The organism is Nocardiopsis sp. NPDC007018 (genome assembly GCF_040635075.1).
Classification (GTDB): Bacteria; Actinomycetota; Actinomycetes; order Streptosporangiales; family Streptosporangiaceae; genus Nocardiopsis.
Map to the genome: position 1 here is coordinate 59,856 of NZ_JBEYHA010000025.1, position 18,287 is coordinate 78,142.

Consider the following 18,287-nt stretch of genomic DNA (forward strand, 5'->3'; position numbering starts at 1 on the left):
ATCGCACTCCCCTGAGCACCCGTCCTGACGGGACCCCCGCGGGTCCGGTACCTGGAAGGACCCCGACCCTCCACAGGTGGGCGACAGCGTTCTACCGAGAGGGAATGACGCTCGATCCCACGGTCCGCGCCATCTCGGCGCGGAACCGTTCCTCTCCCAGGGCGGCGCGCACCTTGGTGGTGATCCGGTCGACGTCCCCCCGCTCCCCGGGCGGCAGCGGGACACCCACCGACGCTCGTGCCGCGACCGCCGCCCCGAGCAGCCGGGCGGCGTCATCGTCGCTCTCGGCGAGCGCGTACGCCCCTGCGAGCCCTTCGAGCGCCAGTGCGATCGCGCGCGGGTCCTGCGTGGCACAGGCCGCGTCGTACCCCTGCGTGTGCAGGTCCCGAGCCCGCTGGGCGTCACCGCGCAGCTCCGCCGCGAAACCGAGTTCGGAGAGAACCAACGCGACCCCGGCGTCCCAACCTCCCCGACGGTTCCAGTCGAGCCAGTGGGCCAGGTGGGCCTCGGCCGCCTCCAACCGCCCCTGTCGACGGGCTCCGATCCCCAAACCCAGCTCGGCGAACTGCTTCAGGGGCTTGTTCGCCTGGTCGGCGGCCAGGCGCATGGCCCTGTGGTGGAACGCGTCGGCCTGTTCGAATCGCCGTTCAGCAGTGCCACTCGCCCGAGCCCGGACAGTTTGTACGAGACCTCCGTGCGCAGCTCCAGATCCTCGGCGATCCGCAACCCCTCCCGGTGCACATGCTCCGCGCGCTCGTAGTCGCCCGTGATCTGGGCCAGGATCGCGAGGGCGTCGGCGGCCTGGAGCACGCCCCAACGGTCCCCGAGCTCACGGAACACGTCCATGCTGTGCTCAGCCTCGCTCCGGACGGCCGCGAAGTCACTGCGCAGCAGCGCGTCCCAGGCGCGAACACTCAGCGCCGCGGCGAGCCCCCACCGGTCTCCGACTCGGCGGGAGGTCTCCAACGACCGGTTGACCAGGCCCTCTCCCTCGGGCGCATCCGGCATGGCCGAGCCCAGAAGCAGTTCGGCCCTGGTCCGCCTCCGCAGATACCGGTCGTCCAGGCGGGGTCCACGAGACACCTCGCGCCTCGGTGACACCGTCTCGACAGTGTCGACGTCGTCCCCCGAGAGCGCCGCAACGGCCGCCCACCACGAGGCGGCCAGGTCCCGCAGGCCGTCGGGCGCCGCCCCCTCCAACGCCCGGGCGCGGGCCAGCGCGCGGCGGCCCTCGCCGAGTCGTCCGCGCAGCACCCAGTACCAGGACATGGCGCACACCAGGCGGAGCGCCAGCTGCGCCTCGTCGCGCCGTAGGGAGCTCTCCAGGACCGCGCGCAGGTTCGCGGCCTCGGCGTCCATCCGGCGCAGCCACTGGCGTTGCGCGTGTCCCCGCAGACACGAGTCGGCCCGTTCCGCCAGTTCGACGTAGTAGAGGTCGAACCTGCCCTGCGTGGTGACGGCCTCTCCGGCCTCCCGGAGCCGGGCGACGCAGTAGACCGAAACGGACTCCAACAGCCGGTAGCGGGGGGTGTCCCCGGGGACCACCACGACGAGTGAACGGTCCACCAGACGGGCCACCAGGTCGACCACGTCCGCGCGTTCCACCCCGTCACCGGCGCACACCTCCTCGGCGGCGGCCAGTGTGCAGCCGTCAGGGTGGACCGCAAGCCGCCGAAGCACGGCCTGCTCGTTCCCGGTGAGCAGCTCCCAGCTCCAGTCGATCGTCGCCAGGAGGGTCCTCTGCCTTTCGGGTGTGTCCCGTCGGCCGGAGGAGAGCAGACCGAACCGGTCGTCGAGGCGGGCCGACAGCTCGTGCGCGCCCAGGGCGCGCACCCGTGTCGCCGCGAGTTCCAGGGCGAGGGGGAGGCCGTCCAGCCTGCGGCAGATCGCGGCAACGGCCGCGGTGTTGTCGTCGTCGAGGGCGAACCCGGGAGCCGTGGCGGCCGCCCTGGCCACGAACAGCCGGACGGCGCTGGCCCGGCACGAGACGGACGGCTCGGCCGAGACCGGAGGCGACTCCAGGGGCGGGACCTCCCGCAACCGCTCTCCGGAGATCCCCAGGGGCTCTTGGCTGGTCGCCAGGATTCGCAGGCCGGGCACCGCTCTCAGCAGGGTCTCACTCAGCGTGGCGGCCGCGCCGACCACGTGTTCGCAGTTGTCCAGGACCAGGAGTACCTCCTTGCCGGACAGAGCTTCGCAGACGCGCTCGACCAGGGGCGTACCGCCCGGCCTCGGTACGGGCGCCGGTCCGGCGGGGGCGTCACGGACCCCGAGCGCCTCCGCCACGGCCTCCGCGACCCGAAGCGTGGAGGCCCGCCGGGTCCGTTGGTGGGACCTCTCCAAGGACGCCAGTTCGACCATCCACACCCCGCCACCGAATCCACCGGCCATGCGTGTGGCCACCTCGCACGCGAGCCTCGTCTTGCCGACGCCACCGGGGCCGGTGAGCGTCACCAGACGCGCCTCGCCGAGGAGCCCCTCCGTCCTCGAAGCGTCCTCGTCCCTGCCGATCAGCTCCGTGAGAGGTGCTGGGATGGTGAACGGGGGCCGTACGGGTTCCCGGGCCGGGGCGCCCAACGACAGACCGGGGTCCTGTCCCAGGATCGCCTGGTGCAGGGCCACCAGGTCGGGTCCGGGATCGACCCCCAGTTCGTCGGCCAGGAGGTCCCGGAACGACCGGTGGCAGTCCAGCGCCTCGCCCTGGCGCCCCGACCGGTAGAGGGCGAGCATCTGCGCGGCGCGAAAACGCTCCCTGAACGGATGGCGTTCCACCAGATCGGCGAGTTCACCCACCAGGAGCCCGTGTTCCCCCAGCTCCAGCCGCGCCTCGGCCTGTTCCTCCAAGGCCGTCAGGCGCTGCTCCTCCAACCGGGCGATCTCGGCGCCCGCGAACGGCTCGTCCGCGAAGTCCGCCAGGGCTGGCCCGCGCCAGAACGCCAGGGCCTGTGTCAGGAGCGCGGCCCTCCCGTGCGGGTCCCCGTTCCCGTGTGCCCGGGCGAACAGAGCCCCGAAGCGGTCGGCGTCGAGGGCCTCCGGGGGCGTTCGCAGCTGGTAGCCCGGCCGGAGGAACACGATCGGGTCGGCGCTGTCGGGATCAGCCTGCCTCAGCACCCGGCGCAGTTGGGAGACCTTGCTGCGCAGGACTCCGGAGGGGTTGGCCGGAGGGTCGTCTCCCCACAGGGTGTCGATGAGGCGGTCCGTCGGAACGGGGGCGCCCCGGTGGACGAGCAACACGGCCAGCAGCGCCCGAACCTTCGTCTCGGGGACTCGGATGGCTCTGCCGTCGGAAGCCCACAGCTGGAGCGGACCGAGGATGCCGAATCGCATACGGCAACAGTAGTGCAGGCAGGGCGGGAGTCGGCCCCGGGCGCGGCGGCACCGGAGGAGACGCAACCGCGCCGGAACGTTACCGGAACCCTCGGGTCGCACCGTGGTGGGGTGCGGAGCCCGGCCGAGCGTGAGGGAATCCGAGTGGCACCGGCACGCGTGGACGACCGAACCGGCGGAGCGGCCGACGGACTCCACGCGCGCGACCCGGCCCCGGGCTCGCGCGAGTGCGCGACCGACCCGCCGCTGGAACCGACGCGCCCCCCGGGAACGTGCGCCGCCGCCTCCCGGAGGGCGGCCTCGGCGACGTCCCGCCCCCAGCACGAGCAGGATCACCTTGGAAGAGAGTGCACCACCTATGCCATCGCAGACCTCCGACACGGCCGGTGTTCGCGCCGGCGCGAAGGAGTGGATCGGCCTCGCCGTCCTGGCCATGCCGACGCTGCTCCTGTCCATCGACATGACCGTGCTGTACCTGGCCCTGCCGGAACTGAGCGCGGACCTCGCCCCCACCAGCACCCAGCAGCTGTGGGTCCTGGACATCTACGCGTTCATGATCGGCGGATTCCTGGTCACGATGGGCGCCCTCGGCGACCGCATCGGCCGACGTCGACTGCTCGTCATCGGCGCGGTGGTCTTCGGCGCCGCCTCGGTGCTCGCGGCCTACTCGGTCAGCGTCGAGATGCTCATCGTCAACCGGGCCGTCCTGGGGCTCGCGGGTGCGACACTGATGCCCTCCACCCTCGCCCTCATCCGGAACATGTTCGAGGACCCGCAGCAGCGCGCGGCGGCCATCGGCGTGTGGATGATGTGCTTCATGGGCGGCATGGCGATCGGTCCACTGGTCGGCGGCCTCGTCCTCCAGTACTTCTGGTGGGGGGCCGTGTTCCTGATCGGCGTTCCGGTCATGGTGCTCCTGGTGGTCACCGCACCGTTTCTGCTCCCCGAGTACCGTGCCCCGGGCGCGGGTCGTCTGGACGTCCTGAGCGCCGTGATGCTCGTGTTCACGATCCTGCCGGTCATCTACGCGCTCAAGGAGTTCGCCTCGAACGGCCCGGGAACGTGGTCTCTCCTGGCCCTAGTGACCGGACTCGGAGTCGGCGCGCTGTTCGTCCTCCGCCAGCGCGGGCTGGCCGATCCGCTCCTGGACATGGACCTCTTCAAGAACCGCGTCTTCAGCACCGCCCTGGGAAGCATGCTGTTCGGCGTGATGGCCATGAGCGCGGTCATGCTGTTCGTGACCCAGTACTTCCAGATGATCCAGGGGCTGTCGCCCCTGCGTTCCGGCCTGTGGCTGCTTCCCTCGGTCGCGGGCATGATGGTCGGGTTCATGGTGGCCCCGGCCCTGGCGGCCAGGATGCGTCCGGGCACCGTGATCGGTGGCGGGCTCGGGCTCAGCGTGCTCGGTTTCCTCGTTCTCACACAGGTCGACGCGAGTTCGGGGTTCGGCCTGCTGATCGTGGGCCAGGTGGTCCTCGGTATGGGCATCAGCCCGCTTCTCGCCCTTGGGACCGACCTGATCGTGGGTTCCGTTCCCCCGGAGAAGGCGGGCTCGGCCGCGGCCATGTCGGAGACCTCGGGAGAACTGGGTGGAGCGCTGGGCGTGGCCACGCTCGGCAGTGTCGGTGCGGCCGTGTACCGGAGCCAGATGGCTGAAGCCGTCCCTGAGGAAGTTCCCACCGCGGCGGCCGAGAGCGCGGGCGAGACCCTGGCCGGGGCGTTGGCCGCGGCCCAGCAGTCGCCATCCCACGCCCAGGCCCTGATCGCTCCAGCTCAGGAGGCGTTCACCCAGGGGATGAACGCAGCCGCCGGGGTCAGCGCCGCCCTGCTCGCGGCGGTGGCCGTGTTGACCACGATCCTCATGCGCCACATCCGTCCCATCAGCGGGGAGGCCGGGGAGAACACCCCCGAGCCCGTCTCCACCAGCGGGGACGGAGCCGTTCCGCAGACCCAGGACTAGGGTCCCCACCGCGATTCGGCCCGCGGGCACCGCCGAGGGCGGAGCCCCGGTTCGCGGGGCCTCGTGCACTCGCTGGCGCCCGTTCGGCAACGCGAAAGCCCCTGACCGCTGCGCTGGTCAGGGGCTTGAGCCCCCGGGGCGAGTGACGCGGGTCGTGAACGCTGGTGGGGAGTGTCCTGATCTGCGGTAGCGAGAGAATCCGGAAGGCCGTGGGGGAGGTGGCTGCCGGGTTACCCCGCGTCCCACCGGGTGCACGACAGGGAGCTGGTTCGACCCTTCTTGGGACGGCGCGAAGAAAAAGAGTGATCGCATGCGCCATACCAATCCGGCGAGGTCACTCTTGAGGTTGAGGTCACGCCCTACGTCCCCGATCACACCGGCTACTCGGAGAAGCACCACGGCCCCATGGTGTTCCTCTCCGCCGTGTCCGGGCCCGCCGGGGTCGTTCGCGCCGCACCATCGCACCAGGGGCGGGGACCGCCGACCGAGATACCGACGTGCTCTCCGCCGACCTCATCCGGCCGGGTATGGAGAAGGCGTGGTGCGCTCTCACCCGGTCGGAGTCCGACGTCGGCCCTGTAGACGACTCCGGAACTCGGCCCGGAGCCGGGGCGGCGCCACACCGGGAGAGCCCCCGGCACGAGAAGCACGTGCCCTGCGAGACTGAGCCACACGGGGGCGGTGCCCTGGTGCCAGGCGCGTCGAACGCGCTTCCCCTACTCCCCGACCTGGTATTCGTAGGCTTGACGCACCAGCCCCAGGACGTGGTCCACGTCCTCCTCGGCGCCCAGTACGACTTGGACGTTGCCGTTGCCCGCCTTGCCCTTCCCGGTCACGTCCCAGGCCATGGCGCGCTCGTCGTGGAGAGACTCGAAGGGCATGTTGAGGGTGAGTTTCAACCGCTCGCTCTGCGCCACCACGTCGACGAAGTTCGTCTCGGCCTTGTAGGCGATGTACCGTTTCAGGAAGGTCTCTGTGACGACCTCGTCCAACGCGAGCACCCGGCTACGGAACTTCTCGAACAGCGTCAGCAGCGGCCCCGTCAGATTCGGATGGTCCTCGATGGAGTATCCGGATTCCGTGGCCGAGCGTCCGGTGTGCGGGAAACCCTCAGGTCGGACAGGACGCGGCCAGATGTCCACGGCCTGCGCCGCCAGCCGCTCCGCACGTTTCCTGATGGTCACTTCGTTCCAGGATTCCAGAGTGCCGAGCCCCCTGTTGAGCCGTAGCGGGCTCTCCCGAAACCCGCCCTCCATGTCTCGCTTCTCGGCGAACGGTCGGTCGCTGTACTCGGAGTTGTAGCCGGTCAGCGTCAGATTTCCCAGTGTGTGCACACAGCGCTCCTGAATCTGGGACCAGTCAGATCCTCCCGCCACTGGGCGGAGAGCTTCTCGTTCTGCGGCAGAATGTGCTCGATCGTGTAGTCCTCGATCGAAACGTGTTCTTTCCTGTCGAAGTTCTCCAACCGTCGCAACAGGTACGACCGACGTTTGAAGTTGTACATGTTGGCCTTGGTCAGTTCATCCTTGAAGTCCTCGTCGGAGGGAAAGGCCCGATAGCTCTTCAAACCCAGCAGATGTGCCTGGACGCTCTCGACGTACCTCCCTTTGTCGATCGCCTTGGTGAACGTGCTGAAGGTTCTGTTGAGCGAATTCGTGGGCACGCGGCAGACCGCGCGGCGGAAGATGTAGGAGGTGACCATCTCGACGATGGTGACCAGATCGTCTCGCTGGAGGAGGCCGACTTCGTAGTCGGTGTAGAGCTCCAGCAACAGCGGGTAGACGACGTCAGCCTTGATCTCCCTCAGGTCTTGGAAGGCCGCGGCGAGAAGCTTGTCGTCCTCCTGTCCAAGGGCCACGGCGCAGTATCGCTTGGCGTAGGCGTGTAGTTCGCGGACGAGGGCCTCGATCTCGACACCTTCGGATCTGAAGGCCTGCGCATGCTTCTTGTAGGCCCCGTAGACGTTGTCGAAGCGCGGGATCTCACCGGTGACGACAGTGAGGTAGTGGCGTACGAAGTCGTCGAACTGCTTCTCGTAGGCGGCCTGACCGAAATCGGTCTCCATCGGCCGCCAGTAGGTGTTGTAGAGCTTTTCCTGGACGGGTGGTGCCTGGCCCATCAGCACGAAGTTGCGGATGAGGTCCGCCTGTGACAGTTGCAGTCCGGTGGAGTTCATGGACTCGAAGATCAACTGCGGGTTGTCCGATGTTCGGTCCAACCGGATGTCGACGACGACCAGCTTGGCGAGTCCGCGGCAGACGTTTCCCAGGTCCGTACTCGGTTTCGCGAGGTGGTCCAGGAACCGCTGGTGGTTGTTGCTCACGCTCTCAGACGGGTTCGACGGCAAGGGGGTGCGGCCGATGACGGCCTTCAGCGTTTCACGGTCCTTCTCCGACAGTAGAAGCTTGAAGTAGTCATCGCCCTCCTCGTCGTTGTTCACCAGGTAGCGGTTGCGCAGCTTCCTGGGAGAGAAATCCGGTAGTGGAAAGGGTGTGCCCTCCGGAAGACTCTCGAGGGCACGCGCCAGGGCCGAGACGAGGAGCATCACCGTGGTCATCCGCTGCTGACCATCGATGACGAGATGGGGCTCCTGCGTCGTCAGGTTCGACAACCCCTTCTCCACATAGACGATCGAACCGGTGAAGTGCGAAGTCAACGTGTCGTCGCGGCCAGCGCGCTCGATGTCGGCCAACAACTGGTCGCACTCCGCCGCGGTCCACGAGTACGCGCGCTGGTAGATCGGTATGACGAACTGGTGACCCTGCTGGATCAGTTTCAGCAAGGGGGTCTCGGATGCTTTCACCGTGCTGGAGAGCCTTTCTGGCCATGGCCCTGAGCGAACCCGTTGGGGCGCCACGCGTGCGGGCTCCTGGTGTCCCAGCGAGGGTTCGTTGCCGTCATCGCGGATTCACGGGGGATCTGTCTGAGGCACAGGGGGGAGGTGGTTGACATGCTTGTGCCCCGAGACTAATGCGAGTGGGGGAGCATGGGGACTGGGTGCCGAATCTCCAGCCGCTGGGGGCGCCTCCAGAGCTTGGGCGCGGTCGATTCGGGGTGCACGGGCGTGCGCACCTCCACCAAACTCAGTACATGCCACCAGGCGCAGGACCATGGTGTGCCGGTCGATGACCTCTCGGAGGATCTCGACGTGGCGAACCGTGCGGGGAGCGAAGCGGATGAGTTCGTCCTTAGCCGGATGGTCCACGTCTCTGGTGCGGCAGGTTCGAAGACCGCGCCGACGTATCCCGAGGAGGGAGGCGTCGTCTTGTACACACCGCCCAGCTTCACGAACACCGGGTGATGAGACCAGTGACAATCTGTCAAGGCGAGAGCTGCCCGAGACCGGGTGCGCGCCTGCTAGCTTCACCTCCGTCGAACCCCTACGCCGTCGAAAGCGAGCCCCCTGTGTCCGACGCCGCCTACGCACCGCGCACGTTCCCCGTCTCCGCCAAAGGCGTCGTCGTCCGTGACGGGCGGGTACTGCTGTTGCGCAACGAGCGTGACGAGTGGGAGCTCCCCGGCGGAAAGATCGAACTGGGGGAGACCCCGGAGGAGTGCTTGGCTCGGGAGATCGAGGAGGAGACGGGCTGGCCGGTCACGGTGGCGCAGATCCTCGATGCGTGGATGTACCACATCACCCAGGTCGACAAGCACGTCTTCATCGTCACCTACGGCTGTCATGTGGACTCGGACGCCCCGGTCGTGGTCTCCAGCGAGCACAAGGAAGCCGGGCTGTTCACCAAGGAGGAGGTACCCGGTCTGACGATGCCGGAGGGGTACAAGAGGTCGGTCCTCTCCTGGTTCGCCCAGCCGGACACGTGACCGCTTCGACCTCCACCCGCTGGCTGTGGCTGCTACCCGAAGCACGTCGGGCCCTGGAGACCGGGAGCTGGCGGTGATCCTGCGTTGCTATCGCAAGTTCGCGGGACTCTCCCAGGTGGCGATGGGTGAGCTTCTCGGATACGACCCCTCTTTTGTTTCCCTGCTGGAGCGGCGCCAGCGCACCAGCAATGACCGGCAGGGGTTGTCGCACATCAGCCGGGTCCTGGGCGTTCCGCCGCACGCCCTGGAAATCACCAGCGACGAGGATGCGGACTTCCTCGCCGCACTGCAGTTCGGGGAATCGACGGTACGGCTCGCCGAGATCGCCCGGCAGGAGGGGCGCGCGGCAGAGGCGGTCGAGGAACTGTGGCCGTTGGTGGTCCGGCTGGAGGCACGCCTGAGTGAGGGACGGGTCGACTACGGGACGGCCTCTCTGTTGGCACGGGCGCGGGCAACGCTCGGCACATCGCTGGGGCATGTCCTGCCGGAGGAGCAGTTGTACCTGGCCGCGCGATGGGCGGGCGGTGCCATGCGGCTCGCTCGGCATCTGGATGAGGGTGACTTTCTCGGGCACGTGCTGCGTATGCACGACAACGAACTGAGGAAGGCGGGCCGCTCGGGAGCCGCTATCGCGCGTCTGGCTGATGCAGTGCCGCAGATGGATTCAGAGGAACACGAGAGAAGGCGCCATGAGCGTGATCGAGTACGAGGCCAAGGTCTTGGACATCGCCCCCGAACAGGTCGCCCGGCTCATCTTCGACAAGGGCGGTGCCGACCTGGGCGAGGTACTCCAAAGGCGCTACGTGTACGACATCGAGCCCGGGGACACGTCGCGGTGGGTGCGGCTGCGCGACACCGGGAGCCGGGTCACGCTCACGGTGAAGGAGATCGACTCCGACGCCATCGGCGGCACCCGGGAGACCGAGACGGAGGTCGGTGACTTCGAGACGGCCAACGCGTTGTTGGGCAAGCTCGGTTACACGCCCAAGGCTTACCAGGAGAACCGGCGGCACAGCTTCACGTTGGACGGGGCCCAGTTGGAGATCGACTCCTGGCCGCGAATCCCCGCGTATCTGGAGATTGAAGCAGTAAGCCGCGCCGAGGTGGTGCGGGTGGCCGCCCTGCTCGGATTCGACGAGTCGTCTCTGACAGGTGAGAACACCACCAAGGTCTACGAGCGCTACGGCATCGACCTGTCCGGCATCGCGGATCTGCGCTTCGAAGCCTGAGGAGGGTTGATCGCTGCCCCGGCACCGTGGGCGCGCTCGGCGATCTCGTGCAGCCAGGCGCGACGGTCGGTTCCGATGAGTTCCTTCCTGGGGCGTTCAGTCATCCGCGGCGTTGCAGGATTTCGTTGAGGGCTCGGCGCAGCCACGGCCGCGGCACGGCCGTGCACCCCCGGCAACGCAAAAGCCCCTGACCATTTTGCGTTTCCGCTGGTCAGGGGCTTGAGCCTCTGGGGTGAGTGACGGGACTTGAATGCTGGTGGGGGAGGGGGCCGACCTGCGCTGATAAGAGAATCCGCAGGTCGTGGGGGAGGTGGGTGCTTTGTTGTGCTGCGTTGCCCCGCGTTGCGCTGGTGGATGTGCACCCTCCGGGTGCACACCTCCGGCCGCTGTGGTGCACCCCTGGGGGTGTACCACAGCGAACACTGAGCCGGTTCGGTCTCACATCGCGACGAGCCGGTCACGCCGCACCCGCCTGATCTTCACCGCTGCGCCAATATCTCCCAGATGAGGCCATCACGGGTAAAGCGGGCGTATCGGGTGGGCTCAGGCCAACTTCACGTGCGGACCGCGGCTAGTTTGTTCTTCGCTCGACGCATTAAAGCCTCGAAAGCGTTCCCTGCTGTCACCTGCGGTTGATCTGCCAGGTGCGGCATACTTCGTGGAACCAGGCCAGTACTTTGCGAAGTTCGCTTCCACCGCTCCCCAGAAGGGCCTCCAGCGGGAAACTGGGCCGTCGGCTCACCGCATCCTCCGGCAGGTCGATCCGAGACACACTGTTCAGGCGCTTCAGCAACTCACGGCGCATCTCTTCGTTGTTGAACGGAGGGCGCCGGGCCAGGTGCTGGAACACCACTTCCGCGACACCGGACACCGGGTAGAAGACCAGTGCCCAACGTTCGTCCTTGGAGGTCTCTCGGCCCCACATGGTCAAGGAGCAGCTGGTCTCCTGTCCACTACCCCAGGAGAAGGAACCCCCGAGTTCCTCCCACTCGCGCAAGAGGAACTCCACCTGCTGCGCAACCATAGGAGAACGGTGCTCGTTGAGCAGGGCATGGAAGCGTTCCCTGCGGCTCTGACTCGGGTCCACGTCCAGCCCGAAGAGCTGCGCCAGTTCCTCTGAGGGGAGACGCTGTCCGGGGAGTGGACGTCCGTCGGGGTGGAAGCCGAGACCTTCCTTGAGGAGTTTGTGCTGGGACAGGTGCGCCCCGATGATTGATTCCCCCTTGCTGTTGAACACCCTGTGGGCATTGGGGATGCCGGGGTGGTCGCGGAGGAAGGAGGAAACAGCGATCGGAGCGGTCCCCGCTACCTGCGCGATGCTCTGACAAGTCGCCCATCGTCCTGCCGGGATCATGGCGGTGACCTGGCTGATGGGTTCTGTGCTGAGCAGGGTCTCCTCTGTCATGGAGGTCGACCGTCGAGGCGACGGCCACACCGCTATGGCCCGTTCGGCCAGGTTACGGCTACGTTCCTCGATCTCCGGCCTCCCCCAGCTCGCGGAGTCGGCGACCTCCTGGTTCATACGCAGCGCGCTGGCTGCGTAGATCTGCTGCTTGCGCTCGATCATGTGCCCCGGAAGTGTGGTGCCGTCCGGCACCACCACAAGGTTGCCCAGGGTGTGATGGAGCCTTTCCTGAAGCTCCTTACCACTCTCGTCCCTGTCTGCTTGGCTAGCCAGGAGCTCGTCCCAAGCAGGGGGGAGCCTGCTCGGCATGACGTGGTTGATGACCATTTTCGCTGGTGGGAACCCGGTTTGTCCTGGTGGGGCGTAGGTCTCTTCGAGCCGACGCATGACATAGAGGCGCTGCTGGCTGCGTCCGGTCCAGTAGAAGCTTCCCGTCATGATGACGTTGTTGACGTCTTCATCGGAGGGCCAGCGGAGCCGCGGATTGGACAGGTACCGGTGGACGAACTCGTCCACCGGTTCTCCGGGCACCAGTTTCGCCGGGACTCGGAGAAAGGCGATGTTGAGCCCTTGCGTGTGCATACGGACGAGCATCCTGCGAACCAGGTAGCTTTCGATGTGGCCCAGAGCGCGCTCTACCTGCTCGGTGGAGGCGTGACCTTCATCGCGAAGCACCATCAGTTTCAGCGCCAGAGGCCGGTAGATGGTGTTGCCCCATTCGGTCAGCCGTGTCAAGGCGGTACGCAGGCCGGGATCGTCCTCATGGTCCGGTTCCACGATGCGCAGGAGCAGGCCGCCCAAGTGGCGCAGCTCCTCCAACTCCTTCCGGACGGCCTGCTCTCCGCCGACCCGCGCGACCTTTTCCAGGCGCTGCTGCTGTGTCCGGTAGACCTCTCGCTGTTTGGCGTTCTCGTCGCCCCGCAGAACAAGGTCCAACCAGGCCAAAACCTCCAGGTTCTCCGGCCCCAGCTCCGATTGCATGGGTAGCCAGACCTCGTCGTAAACTTCCTGGCCTGTTTCGGGCAGGAGCATGAAGACGTAGTTGCGCAGCAGATCGGTCTGACTGAGGCTCTTACCGGTGTTGTTCAGCGATTCGAAGATCCGGAAGACGTTGTCTCCCCGGTCCGCTTGGATCTCGACCAGACTCAACCCGCGTCCAATGGTCGCTTCGAGAACCAGGAGCTCCTCTGCCGAATACGAGCGGATCCGTCCGGCGAAGTAGTTGTAGGAGTAACCGATCCTGTCAGTGCCACCGGCCTCGGCACCACCGTCGATGATTGCTCGGAAAGCCGCCAGGTCGGATTGGGTGGGCAGGACCCGGTAACGGTCCAGGCGCTTCTTGTACTGGTTGACGAGATAGGTGTTGTGGATCCGGTCGGATTCCCCGGGCTCCTCGGACTCGCTGGACTCCACGGCGCGGAGCCGGTCACGGATCGCCGCGAAGGCGATGGTGAGGGTGGTGAGCCGCTGCTGCCCGTCAATCAGCAGCCAACGAGTCAGGTCACTGGCCGCCATGGTCGCGGGAGCGAGAACCACCGAGCCCAGGAAGTGTCCGGTTCCTGCAGCCCAAGGCGATTCTGAACCCTCCCCCTCGGCCATTTGTTCGGTGATGTCGTTCCAGATCTGCTGGAGCTCCTTCTTACTCCACGAGTAAGGACGCTGGTACAAGGGCACCCGAAACTGCTTGGTCCCCTCGACCATCTTCTGGAATGTCGTTTCGTAAGCCTTCATGCCTCGGCAATCTGTGACGGTGCGGTCAGAACAAGGGGTTACTTCGGCAGGAACGGGCTGGGTTCATCGGAGTACGAGACGTACAGGGTGTCCCGGGCCCGAGTGCAGGCGACGAAGAGCAGGTTGCGTTCACGCTGCAGGTCATGGGCGTGTGCCACCGGGGCCTCGGACACGTCGGTCACCCGTGCCATCTGGGGCAGGTGTTCCCTTCCTGTGGCGACCACGGCCACGCAACGGAACTCCAACCCCTTCATCGAGTGCATAGTTCCTACCCGAACTCCTGTGGACTGGGCCAAGCCGCCGGTGGCGATTCCTCCGGCGCCGAGGGCCCCCTTCGCCTGCCGCACCAGTGATTCGGTACGGGCAGCCACGGCAATGGTGCCCGGCTCCACCCCCTCAGCCAGCCAATCCGACACAACCCGCACCATGTCGGCGAATTCCGCTTCCTGCGTGGAGTGGGCGCGCAGTACCGGGCTGTTGCCGTGCAAGGGCGAGGTGTAGTCGGACAGATGCGAACGCACACCGTCGAACCCCTCCACCGGTGCGGTGCCGAGCAGCCGAACGGCCCAGGAGAGAATTTCCTGGGTGCTGCGGTAGCTCACGGTCAGACGGTGGCTTCGGCCGCGCACGTTGATCCCGACGGCTGCCATGGACACGTGGTGGTCGTAGATGCGCTGGTGCGGATCACCCGCGACGAACAGGTCGTCCCGGCCCTCGGGGGCCAAGGCGCGAACCAGCCGCCACTTGGCCGGGTGCAGGTCCTGTGACTCGTCCACCACAACATGTCGGTAGGGGCGGTTCCCTGTGCGGTTGAGGATGTCGGCAGCCTCCGAGGCCAGCCAGGTGAATGTCCACTGTCCGCGGGCGCGCATCGCCTCGGTCGCGGCTAGAACGGACCGCCACACCCGGTGCTTCTGTTCGGCTCCCATGCGGCCTGAGCGCCCCCGCCCGCGTCGACGAGCCTTGAGGTAGTCACGTTCGGTGCGCAGGTCCTGGGCGAGGATCACGTGTTCCCACTCATCCAGCAGGAACCGCCCGCCCACGTTCGTTCCCTCGGCGTGACAGTCCCAGAGAGCGACGAGTTCGCGTGAGTTCGGGAAGCTGAGTCTGCCGTGCACCTCACGCACCACCTGGTGGGCGACCTTGTCCAGGTTGCGCACGTCGACCAGCTTCCGACGGTACTCGTCACGCACCAGCAGTTCGAGCTGGGAGCGAAGAGCCGTGTCCAGGGTCGTGGTAAAAGTGGTGAGCAGGATGGGCTGGTCCGGGGCGACATGGCCGGTGTCCAAGGAGAGCTGTTGCCCGTCGTGTGCGTACCGTTCGGTCAGGTGCGCCACCCGGTGTAGCGCGGTCACCGTCTTGCCGGTGCCCGCACCGCCGGTGACCATGACCGGTCCCGCGTAGCCGTCTCTGCGCGCGATGTGCTGCTGCCGGGGGTGCAGGAAGTTCCGCCACACGTCGAAGGGATGTGCGAGCAGGTCCCGGAGTTCCTCGGGTCCTTCCACGAACACGGCCTGCTCCGGGCTGCGCCGGATCGCCGAGACCAGGTCGTCGGGGTCGACCTCCTCCGAAGCGACCTCCTCCACGAGATCCCGGCTCAGCAGGGACCAGACCTCGTCGGGGGACATTCCCGAAGCCAATGCGGTCAGGGCATCGTGTTGGGCACGCGGCGTCATGTGCGCGAGTGCGTCGAGGTGGCTCTCGTCCGGGAGCAGCCGGGCGATGCGGATGATGCCTGCGTCGATGCCGAGCTGGGTGAAGTGCTTGTCGGGGACTTCCTGGAACAGGGTGGTGCCCGAAGCGGCCGCTACCGGCGCGAGTGTGGAGCTCATGTGATCGAGCGCCGTCTCGTCCCGGAACTCCAGGATGCCCAGGACCTGGTTGACGGAGGGACGTCGGTTGCGGATGTATCGGTAGGCCTCGTCATGGGGGAGCACAGTGATCAGTGCGAATGCCTCTCCGGAATCCGGGGCGAGCACGATCCCCCGGTAACCGAGGTTGATCCGGAGCGTACGCCAGCGCGGGTCGCGGATGTCGGTGGGTTTCTCCAGGTGTCCGTCGGCGTAGTAGGTGTCGGCGAACTTGTCCAAGGCTTCGTCGACAGCTTTCTGGAGCTTCTTGTCCAGGGTCGCGTAGGTGCTGAGGAAGTCCTTGGCGATCGCGAGCTGGGGCACGGGAGCCTTTCCGGGACAGGGGGCGGAAGAGAGGAGGAGTGATCGTCCTTGGCCGGGTCCGGTGCCACCACAATAGGGATCATCGCTTCGCCCCGGGTTGGGATGGAGGTACTGGGTGCCGGTTTTCCGGGTCGTGGCCGCATCCGGCCACATCAGTCCGGTTTTCGGGGCCCGTGCGGACCGTGTAAAGGGCTGCGTGCCTCCCGGTCGGGAGGCCGACGGTGGCACCGACTGATCGAGGCGACCTCCCAAATCGCGCGCAGCCCCTGAGGAGGGAAGGTGAGGGCCACAGTCAAGAATCCGCCAGGCCCTCCACCGTCCTCTCACCAACCGCGGATCTTGCGGCCGTACTCGGTGTCAGGATGCAACAGGGCATCCGCGACGCGGCCGCCGGAGTCCTTGGCGCCACCGCCGAAGTTGAGCATCCCGGAGGCGTTGGCGCTGGCCGCGACACCGTCCCAGTAGCGGGCTTCCCGTTCCCAGCGGACCGGCTCGAGCAGCTGCAGCAGCTCCTCCCCGGAGATCCGGCTTCCGGGAACCGCCCAACTGGTCGCCTGATGGGCGGCGATACCGAGACCGGCGAGGACAGCCGGGGTCGAGACCGCGCTGCGAGCCAGGAAGTGCGGGTACAGGCTGGTGATCAGTTCGCAGAGGAACGGCAGGAGTTCGCGCTCGGCCTGTGCGGCGCTGATCCCCTCGGGCAACTTGTCCTCGTGCACCGTGGTGGAGGACAGACCGAGTCCGTTGCGTCCGTGCAGGGCGGTGATCACGAGCACCCGCAGCGCGGAGAGGGTGACGACCTCCGGGTCAGCCTTGGTCAACTGCCGCTTGCGGGCCTGAACGAGCTTGGAGAACGAGATGATCTTCCCCTCGTGCTCGACCTTCACAGCGGAAGCGACGCTCCGGGCGAACTGAGTGCCGATGTCACGCTGGTCCATGGACATGGCCAGGTTCTTCGCGACAGGCACACCCTCGACGTTGCGGTCGTAGAAGATCTGTCGCGCGTCCTCCACGCTGAGTCCGAAGTACAGCTCGAAGGGCATGCGGACGGTGCTGAGCTTCTCGTACGTGACCCCGAAGCGCTCGGGGTCGTCGTACAGCTCGTGCCAGGCGGTGAGCTGGGTCTCGCCGTCGACGGCGATCACAGGAGAGCCCGGCAGCACGGTGATCGTGCGAATGCCACTGCCGGGCACCAGTTCGTCACTGACCGCGCCGGGCTGGCCGTCCAACCAGAGAGTCACGGGCGGAGTGGACCAGCCCGCCCCGTACTCGTTGTTGAGGGCAGCGGCGATGTACGCGGCGTAGGAGGTGACGTTACGGCCCTTCTGGGTGGACTTCAGCATGCGCTGCACCAGCGCGCGCACCTCAGCGTGGCGGCGGATCGTTCCGGAGGCGTACTTCAGGGCCCGCTTGTCCTCTCCGAGCTTCGGAGAAGGAACCAGTTGCAGCAGGGTCGCGAGCCCCATCGTGCCGATGACCGCGTCCGGGCGGAACGGGGTCACGATGAGCTGGATGCCTTCGATGTTCGCAGTCGGCATGGAGACGGGCATGGGCGGAGGTACCTCTCGATCGCAAGGCGGAAAAGTCGGCTGGACGTACGATTGTGTGGCTTTTGCGTGGGCGGGGACGATCGGACGGTCAGGCGACGTCGCCGACGAAGTAGACGGTCTCGCGCACGTAGTCGTCGAAGTCCTCCCAGTCACTGAGGGTCAGTTCGACCTGGAGGTAGGACTCCTCCTCGGGCAGGGCGCAGCCGTAGCCCGCGGTCGCGGTACGGCCGTCCATCACGGCGGAGGTGAAGCCGGAGCCGGTGTCGTCGGTGTACACGTCCTCGGCGGTGCGGCCCTCCTCGCCGACCTGGCAGTAGACCGACAAGTAGGTGAGGTCGATGGGGTCGCCGGTGGCGTTGTCGAACTGGATGTCGAAGTACACGTACGGGGTGTCCTCCGGGGAGTCCCACTCGCCGGAGACGCGGCGCTCGATGCCCGCGATCCGGACCTTGAGACCATCGGTGTAGACGTACTCGGAGCCGAACTCCTCCTCGATGCTGGAGGGCGCCTCGTCCTCGGGGGACTCCTCCTGGGCGGCTTCCTGCGCGGAGGTGTCCTCGTTCTCCTGGGTGTGCTCCAGGTCCACGACCTGGTTGTCGTCGGGGGCGTTGGCACAGCCGGTGGCAACAGCGGCCAGGGTGAGGGACAGGGCGAGAGCGAGGGCGGGCTGAACAGAGTTCACGAGGGGTCTCCTCCAACGATGGGGTGGCGGCCGGTCGCGAGTGCGATCGGTCCTCGCGCGGACCCTGCCGGGGCCGGGTGTTCCGCGCTGACAGGATCAGCATGCGCCCCGAAGCCAGAAGGCAGCCATCTTCTGCTCTGGCAAGAGGGGGTATCAGAGAATCAAGGAACTGAACATCGGGTCCTCGTGCACCGCGAAGGGCCGGGGAACCCCGTCTTGGGTTCTAGTGGTCGTCGCAACACCCCAGTTCAAGGGGTGCTATGCACTTTCGAATCCGCGAGGACCGATGTTTCGTGCCGGGTTCTTTAGAGGTGGTGTGTCCTGCGTTCTTCGGAGTCGGATTTCTGGATTCGGGGACCACGTGACCTCAAGGAGGCATCGTGGGACGTCGTGGATACCCGACCGAG

12 protein-coding genes are annotated in these 18,287 nt (G+C 66.9%); 4 read left to right on the plus strand and 8 right to left on the minus strand.

Features of this window, described 5'->3' with window-relative positions:
* Positions 1 to 91: 91 nt before the first annotated feature.
* On the minus strand, positions 92 to 607 hold the full coding sequence (locus ABZ635_RS15935; RefSeq protein ID WP_357765033.1) for a hypothetical protein: 516 nt from the start codon (positions 605 to 607) through the stop codon (positions 92 to 94).
* Positions 571 to 3,327, minus strand: a complete 2,757-nt coding sequence (locus ABZ635_RS15940; protein ID WP_357765036.1) for a BTAD domain-containing putative transcriptional regulator — start codon at positions 3,325 to 3,327, stop codon at positions 571 to 573. The genes ABZ635_RS15935 and ABZ635_RS15940 overlap by 37 nt, the downstream gene beginning before the upstream one ends.
* Before the next feature lie 358 nt (positions 3,328 to 3,685).
* Here ABZ635_RS15940 and ABZ635_RS15945 point away from each other — a divergent pair, with 358 nt between their 5' ends.
* Entirely contained in the window at positions 3,686 to 5,287 is a 1,602-nt protein-coding gene (locus ABZ635_RS15945) for an MFS transporter (protein WP_357765039.1), read from the plus strand.
* A gap of 716 nt (positions 5,288 to 6,003) precedes the next feature.
* Here the strand turns inward: ABZ635_RS15945 and ABZ635_RS15950 are convergent.
* Together ABZ635_RS15950 and ABZ635_RS15955 are read right to left on the minus strand one after the other, a co-directional pair.
* The gene (locus tag ABZ635_RS15950; RefSeq protein WP_357765042.1) at positions 6,004 to 6,621 is read right to left on the minus strand and encodes a DUF5655 domain-containing protein; all 618 of its coding nucleotides are present in this window, start codon (positions 6,619 to 6,621) and stop codon (positions 6,004 to 6,006) included.
* Positions 6,600 to 8,069: a DUF262 domain-containing protein gene (locus ABZ635_RS15955; protein WP_357765045.1), complete on the minus strand. Its 1,470-nt coding sequence runs from the start codon at positions 8,067 to 8,069 to the stop codon at positions 6,600 to 6,602. Before ABZ635_RS15955 ends, ABZ635_RS15950 begins: the two co-directional genes overlap by 22 nt.
* A gap of 333 nt (positions 8,070 to 8,402) precedes the next feature.
* Between ABZ635_RS15955 and ABZ635_RS15960 the strand changes: the two genes are divergently transcribed.
* The 3 genes from ABZ635_RS15960 to ABZ635_RS15970 all read left to right on the plus strand — a co-directional run bounded on the left by ABZ635_RS15960 (position 8,403) and on the right by ABZ635_RS15970 (position 10,338).
* Positions 8,403 to 8,588, plus strand: a complete 186-nt coding sequence (locus ABZ635_RS15960; RefSeq protein ID WP_357765048.1) for a hypothetical protein — start codon at positions 8,403 to 8,405, stop codon at positions 8,586 to 8,588.
* A gap of 104 nt (positions 8,589 to 8,692) precedes the next feature.
* Complete coding sequence (locus tag ABZ635_RS15965) at positions 8,693 to 9,109, plus strand: NUDIX domain-containing protein (RefSeq protein ID WP_357765051.1); 417 nt, start codon at positions 8,693 to 8,695, stop codon at positions 9,107 to 9,109.
* Between the two features lie 689 nt (positions 9,110 to 9,798).
* A complete protein-coding gene (locus ABZ635_RS15970) occupies positions 9,799 to 10,338 on the plus strand; it encodes a class IV adenylate cyclase (protein ID WP_357765054.1) in 540 nt (179 codons plus the stop codon).
* A 622-nt stretch (positions 10,339 to 10,960) separates the two neighbouring features.
* Here the strand turns inward: ABZ635_RS15970 and ABZ635_RS15975 are convergent.
* From ABZ635_RS15975 to ABZ635_RS15990, 4 genes are all read right to left on the minus strand, one after another.
* Positions 10,961 to 13,474, minus strand: coding sequence for a DUF262 domain-containing HNH endonuclease family protein (locus ABZ635_RS15975; protein WP_357765057.1), 2,514 nt, complete (start codon positions 13,472 to 13,474; stop codon positions 10,961 to 10,963).
* A 38-nt stretch (positions 13,475 to 13,512) separates the two neighbouring features.
* On the minus strand, positions 13,513 to 15,648 hold the full coding sequence (locus ABZ635_RS15980) for a UvrD-helicase domain-containing protein (protein ID WP_357765060.1): 2,136 nt from the start codon (positions 15,646 to 15,648) through the stop codon (positions 13,513 to 13,515).
* Between the two features lie 323 nt (positions 15,649 to 15,971).
* Positions 15,972 to 17,186 (minus strand): DNA sulfur modification protein DndB, encoded by a 1,215-nt coding sequence (locus ABZ635_RS15985; protein ID WP_357765063.1) that lies wholly within the window; start codon positions 17,184 to 17,186, stop codon positions 15,972 to 15,974.
* Between the two features lie 100 nt (positions 17,187 to 17,286).
* Positions 17,287 to 17,880 carry a hypothetical protein gene (locus ABZ635_RS15990; RefSeq protein ID WP_357765066.1) on the minus strand — a complete coding sequence of 198 codons (594 nt, stop codon included), beginning with the start codon at positions 17,878 to 17,880 and terminating at the stop codon, positions 17,287 to 17,289.
* Between the last annotated feature and the right edge of the window lie 407 nt (positions 17,881 to 18,287).

Excerpts from the sequence above, each read along its gene's own strand:
- ABZ635_RS15935 (WP_357765033.1), bottom strand. The coding sequence starts at position 607 with ATGCGCCTGGCCGCCGACCAGGCGAACAAGCCCCTGAAGCAGTTCGCC.
- ABZ635_RS15940 (WP_357765036.1), bottom strand. The coding sequence starts at position 3,327 with ATGCGATTCGGCATCCTCGGTCCGCTCCAGCTGTGGGCTTCCGACGGC.
- ABZ635_RS15945 (WP_357765039.1), top strand. The coding sequence starts at position 3,686 with ATGCCATCGCAGACCTCCGACACGGCCGGTGTTCGCGCCGGCGCGAAG.
- ABZ635_RS15970 (WP_357765054.1), top strand. The coding sequence starts at position 9,799 with ATGAGCGTGATCGAGTACGAGGCCAAGGTCTTGGACATCGCCCCCGAA.
- ABZ635_RS15975 (WP_357765057.1), bottom strand. The coding sequence starts at position 13,474 with ATGAAGGCTTACGAAACGACATTCCAGAAGATGGTCGAGGGGACCAAG.
- ABZ635_RS15985 (WP_357765063.1), bottom strand. The coding sequence starts at position 17,186 with ATGCCGACTGCGAACATCGAAGGCATCCAGCTCATCGTGACCCCGTTC.